This window comes from Mycoplasma pogonae, from assembly GCF_054170725.1.
In genome coordinates this window covers 1-6,245 of the sequence record NZ_JBSWZS010000024.1, presented here as the reverse complement: position 1 = coordinate 6,245, position 6,245 = coordinate 1, and the positions used below count along the sequence as shown (strand labels likewise).

At 24.4% G+C, this 6,245-nt stretch carries 6 protein-coding genes; all 6 read right to left on the bottom strand.

The features are described from left to right. Nucleotides 1–115: 115 nt before the first annotated feature. Complete coding sequence (locus ACW95P_RS04930) at nt 116–616, bottom strand: hypothetical protein (RefSeq protein ID WP_457962159.1); 501 nt, start codon at nt 614–616, stop codon at nt 116–118. After that, the gene (locus tag ACW95P_RS04925) at nt 609–1,553 is read right to left on the bottom strand and encodes a tyrosine-type recombinase/integrase (RefSeq protein ID WP_457962158.1); all 945 of its coding nucleotides are present in this window, start codon (nt 1,551–1,553) and stop codon (nt 609–611) included. The genes ACW95P_RS04930 and ACW95P_RS04925 overlap by 8 nt, the downstream gene beginning before the upstream one ends. A gap of 291 nt (nt 1,554–1,844) precedes the next feature. Further along, complete coding sequence (locus tag ACW95P_RS04920; protein ID WP_457962157.1) at nt 1,845–2,204, bottom strand: hypothetical protein; 360 nt, start codon at nt 2,202–2,204, stop codon at nt 1,845–1,847. A 242-nt stretch (nt 2,205–2,446) separates the two neighbouring features. Then, on the bottom strand, nt 2,447–2,815 hold the full coding sequence (locus ACW95P_RS04915; RefSeq protein WP_457962156.1) for a hypothetical protein: 369 nt from the start codon (nt 2,813–2,815) through the stop codon (nt 2,447–2,449). Then, nucleotides 2,816–4,945: a collagen-like domain-containing protein gene (locus ACW95P_RS04910; protein ID WP_457962155.1), complete on the bottom strand. Its 2,130-nt coding sequence runs from the start codon at nt 4,943–4,945 to the stop codon at nt 2,816–2,818. Next, a partial coding sequence (locus ACW95P_RS04905; protein WP_457962154.1) for a hypothetical protein occupies nt 4,946–6,245 on the bottom strand: 1,300 nt, incomplete at its 5' end. It abuts the gene before it with no gap.

Here is a 6,245-nt window from a genome sequence, read left to right as displayed (position 1 = left end):
TTATAAAAATAAGATACCTGGAAAGATACTAAAATAAGATACTATTTAGTGATAATTTGATCAAAAAATAATATAAAACAAACATAAATCTGTTTTTTGATATATTAATTATACATTAAAAAAATACTTTAGAAAAATTTAATAAATTAGTATGTTGAAATTCTTTACCGTATTTGATAGAAATAATAGGAATAGCATTTTGTTTAATTGCAAATGATTTTAATTTTGATATATCTGAATTATTTAAATCTAAATTACTTTTTAATTGAATATAAAACTTTTGATTATCTTTTTTAACAATTAAGTCAACTTGTCAAATTGCGTCAAAATCAACACTAGATACATACACTTTATAATTTTTGGATTCTAAAAACTTTTTCAGCATTAATTCTTTTCTAAAATTTATAAATCCGTAATAAAAAATTATTTGATAAATACTCGAAAAAAAAGACAATTGATTTGTCTTTTTTAAGTATATTTTTAATTTGATAACAAAAGTTCTCTCCGCTATAGCTTTTCATTCACTAAAGCTTTTAGGTTCGTTATCTCACAAAAGCTTTTTAATGTCAATTCCTAATTCACTTCTAGTTGGTAACTTCATTTCCTTATTAATCATTACTTTCAAATTTTATATTATTTTCTCTTAATTTATTTTTAAGATATGCATTTTGACTTTTTAAATTTTCAATTATATCTTTTAATTGCTTAAGTTCAAGGCTTTCTAGCGTGTATGAATTAGCTTGTTCCCATCATATATCTTGAAAACTATTATTGTATTTTATGTATGTTTCAACTAATGTGTTTGTTTGAACATGACCGGTCAATGCTTGAACTTTAGAAATATCACCAATATTTAACATTGCTTTTGTAGCAAAAAAATGTCTTAACATGTGTGCGTGTATAGGTTTATTAAAATCAGGATATTTAGATCTGATAAATTTTTTAAAATTTGTAAAATGATTTTGTATAGTATTTTGTGATAAATTTAAATCATGTTTATCAAATTCAGATCTTAAATAATCAGGAACTTTAAAATATCTTCAGTTACCATTTTTAGATGATTTAATTTGTATTTTATAACCGTTTGGTTTTAAAGATTTTCAATCTATACTAGCAAATTCAGAAACTCTAGTCCCATTATGTTTGAATAATTTTCAAATAAGTGTGAACTTACTATTATTAAATTCTTCTAATTTTTCTTCTAAAAAAATCATTTCATGCTCTGAATAAGCTTGCCTTGTATTTCTTTCTCTTGAAGGCTTAATAAGTAATTTAGCATTAAAATATTGTTTTGTCAATTCTGCTAAAAACTTTAAAAAAAGTGAAATTATTGAATGATATAAAACTTTACTATTGTTGTTATCATTTCGATTTTGTATTGCTTCATTTAAAAAATCAACCAAATCATTAATTTTTGTTGTTTCAATTCTTAAAGTTTTAACTCATTTGCAAACGCTTTTAACATTTAATAATGTTTTAAAACTTCTTGCCTTTTTATCAACTAAAACTTCGTAATTTTGTATAAATAATTCTAGATATTGCTCAAACTTCATATTTTCTCCTGTTATAAATGTTATTGAGTATAAATCTACCCCAGGAAAGAGCATAAAGCTTGCTTATTTAAACAAAATATGATAAAATAAGCATGCATAAGCGCAATTTATGCTCTCCCTATTGGGAGATTTTTTAATGCTTTTTTATCAAGGAAATAAAAATAGATCTATTTTATAAAAATAGACCTATTCCTTAATTTAATCTACATATACAAGTATATCAATTAAAAATAGGCGCAATCTATTTACTTGATATAATAATTTTACCACAATATTTAAAAAAATAAAATACTAAAATTTAAATTCTGTATCTGAATAAATATTTTCTTTGTATAAATTTTTACCTTTTTCAGCAATTAATTTAAATTTATTATTTTCTATTTCATTTTCATAATAATTTTTAGTGACTTTAGCATTTTCTTTGAAAAAAATGTTATTCAAATCGCTATATAAACTATAAATTGCCATTAATGTTTTTTGTTCTTTTAATGGTAATTTTTTAATTGAATAAGACTGTAAGTCTTCTATTTTAGATACTTCTTCAGATATAAAATTTTTATCATTAATTAGTATATCAATATCGATGTTTATTAAATTTTTAATTATATTATTAATTATATTTAATTCTTTGGTGTAATAATTTACTGGCAACCAAATTTTTGTATATAAAACTCATATTTGATATTCAAAACTCGCTATAAAACAAGTCAAAAGAAAAATGGTAAAAAGTATTATTGCAAAAATAAACATAGCCATAAAATAATTATAACAAAGAAAAAAGTAGGATATCCTACTTTTGTTTTTTGTTTTTCTTTTTAAAATTTTTTTTGTTGCTTATTCTTATTAATAATAAAATTAAAGCATTTCAAATAATTTTTAAAATATTTAATAATTTATTTTTCATTCGATAATAACTCCTTAATAATTTTTTTAGTTTCGGGTTTTGCTCCGTTGTTTTCAACATAAATCAAAAAAGCTTTATTTAAATTATTTTGATCCACTTGTAATTTATTTAATTGGATAAATAATTTAGTAATATTTTTATTAGTATTTATTATTACTTTGTTTTGTTCTAAATCCATTTTATGCTTAGTTTCAATTTCTTCTTGTTTTTGTTCTATTTTTTGAACTCCTAAAATATTTCAATTTCTTGAATAAGGTCTTTTAATATTTTTGAATATTATTTTAACTAGAAAAGTTATTGCACCTGCTAAAATAAGCAATATATTAAATACAAGACTTACAATTGTGCCTGTATCCATTTAAACTTTCCTTCCATATAAAAGTATAAAATGGTGAAATTCATTTGTTTTAAAATATTCTTCTCCAAAAGCTATTTCACTTCTTAAAATAAATTTTCCATCCTCTATTCCATCATAATATATTCCAGGAGGAAATGTTTCCGGATCTGACCACATCTTTTCATTTGTTAAAATTTCTTTTTTGTATTTTTTTCCATTATCAATAAGTTTTGTACCTATATTTTTTCATTCGTGAAAACCAGGTCCTTGACGAATATTTCATAACAATATTGTTTTATCATATGCACTCAATGCATATGAAACTCTTAAATTATTTTTTTCAACAATTTCTCTTAATATGTTTCTAATATCTGATTGCGAAATAAAAGGCTGAACAACTTTATCAAACACTACAGGATGAGATGATCAAGTTGAGTGAAAAACAATTCTAAATTCATTATATTGGTTATTTTCTGGTAATTGAATTTCTATTTTAGAATCTCCTGAATATTCGTTTTTAACAAATTGATAAGATGATCCAATAAAACTTCAATTACTTTGACTATTTAATTTATCTAGCTCTTTTGATGTTTCTTCTGTGAAACTTAATAAATCATTTCTAATTTCATTAATTTCATATTTAAAACTACCCCTCATATCACTATCTAAAAATTGTTTAAAAGCTTTTAGGCTTATAGGCTTTTCCAAATTTAAATTTATAAAATCTTGTAATTCATCAGATTTGTTTTTATCAAATAAATCTTCTGGTATTCCATCAAATGTCTCTGTAATACCATTTCCGCCTTGAAAAATTATTTTTTCATTAGCACAAACAAGATCTGCATTTATATTTTTATAATCAGGTAAATCAAAATTTTTAATATATGCTTTCGAAGCTTCGAAATAATCATTATAAGAACCTCCTGTTGTTGATCTTTGAATTGTCAATCATGTAAATAATTTAGAAGTGATTGAAGTATCACTATTTTCATCACCAACTCAATCTAGATTTCGAAGATTAAAACCTTTGTGATTATTTCTAGCATTTGATATTCCTCTTTCTCACGCAAAAGTAGCTAGTTTGTGAGCAAATGCTTCTATTTTAGTTTCATCATTTTCTCTTTTTAATTGAGCAATATAACTTTTTAGAAGAGAAGGAGTAATAGTTATTGTTAAATACCTTAAATTATTTTTTGTTCATCTCTGAGTGCTTTTTATTTCTTCTAAATTTATTGCATCATCCGGTATTTGCTTATAAACAATATGACAATTTTCATTAGAAGGCGAGTCTAAATTAAATATTTCTTTTAAATGTTTTATATTTTCCGCTTTAGATAACGGAGGTCCTTCGGGACCTCGGTCTCCTTTATCACCTTTTGGTCCTTGAATACCTTGTTGCCCTTGTTCTCCGCGTTCTCCTTTAGGTCCTTGGACTCCTTGTTGCCCTTGTTCTCCCTTATCACCTTTTGGTCCTTGAATACCTTGTTCTCCCGGATCCCCTTTGTCTCCTTTATCACCTTTTAGGCCTTGTATTCCTTTTTCTCCTCGCTCTCCACGATCCCCCTTATCACCTTTTGGTCCTTGAATACCTTGTTCTCCGCGTTCTCCCTTATCACCTTTTAAAATTTCTTTATTTTCTATAAAATATTTTTTTAATCTAAGTTTTAATGTGTCAGGATTAACTGATAAATTTTCCCAAAGAGAAACAGCTAAAAATGATAATGATTGTGCATTTAAAAATTGCTGAGGGGAATTGTATGTTCTAGGGTTTGAATTCAAAACCATATTTTGATGTGTAAAAAATGACTTATTTGTAAATTCCGGAAAATCATTATTTAAGCATCTATAATTAATTTCATAATAAACAGCATTTTGCAAATTTTGTGCTCTTTGTTCTCCTACTCTAGCAACCCATTCTTCATATGTATTTTGCATAGTTAGTGAAGCTTTTTGATTGATTAGATTATCACAAATGTCAAAAATAGATTTTGCTACATAGTAAAAAAAATTATCTTCAGACATGCTGGGATTAATTTTTCTTATTTGATAAGGTATTTTAAATTGATTTGAAAGACCTCCACCAAATTTATTAATATATTCTTCTTTTGTAATATTAAATTTGGCTAAATAATTTTTTTTATATTCAGACATTTATCTCCTTTTTCAATATTTCGATCTTAATTTATGAGTTTTTAAAACTTTGTTAGTTTGTTTAAAAGCAGTTGTTGTTATATATCTTGGGTTATTTGTTAAAGCTCCTCTAGCAAAATAACTCATTGGGGATAAATAAGGTATTTTTCAACCTTTTAATGCATTATCTTTTAAACCTTTACCAAACTCACCTATTAAGTTTTTGTTTTTTCATTCATAATCAGAATTTTTTATTGATGTTATCAGCCTTGAAACGGTTTTTTGAGATCAAATAATAGTATTCGCTAAACTACCAAAAACAGGTATTTTTGACATAAACATAAATTGTTTATTTTCTCTTAAAAATTTACCAACATCTCACCCTCAAGCAAAGTTATCTAAATAATGAGCCATAGGCGAAGATGAAGTAATGAATTCTATAATTTTATTAATTGATTTATTTGATAAATATATCGGAGGTTTACCGTTTGGATTATTTTTGCTAGATGTTGCATCTTTTCTAAAATATACAATACAACTTACATTATAAAAATCTCAAGTATTATTATTTGGAATAAATTTTATGTGGCTAATAACTTTAGATTTCACAGGTATTTTTTCTAAATAATCATCTGAATACTTATCAAAAAGTTTATATTTTTTAGCTAAGCCTTTTTTAAAATTTTTAAAATTTTCATTAATGTATTTATTAATTTTTCTTTTAAATGGAGATGTTAATAAATCTGAAGTTTTTTTAGCTAAATATTCAGGGCTTGTTGCAGCAGAAATTAATTGCCTCGTTGTAAATATAACTTTTTTGTATTGCTTTACTTGAGAGTTTAAAATTTTTATTTCTTCTTTGTTTTGCAATAAAGTAGTTTTAAAATTTTTAGTTTTTAATTTTGGCATATTTTTTCCTAATTTAAAATATGCTCTTCTTGTATTTGAGATATCTTTAATTTCTTTTTCAAATGCTTTTGAATATTTTAATATCTCATTACTTCTACCTATTTTATATGTTTCTTTTCCTAATTTTTTTAACTCTGATTTAAGAGTTTTTTCTTTTACTTGTGATGCTATTCCATAAAATCTATTTTTACTTCTGCCTATTATTCCCCTACCTATTTTATTTGCGAAAGGCAAAAAATTGGAAGCTACACTAATTCCTATATCTTGTAATGATGTTTTTTCATCAAAAACATAATCTCATAATAAATCATTAGCAATTGATAATCCCGCCTCTAATGCAGCAGCACCTAGAGGAATTAAAGCTTGTAATGGCTTAATTAAAATAGAAACTCCAATTTGAGTTAGAGTTTGC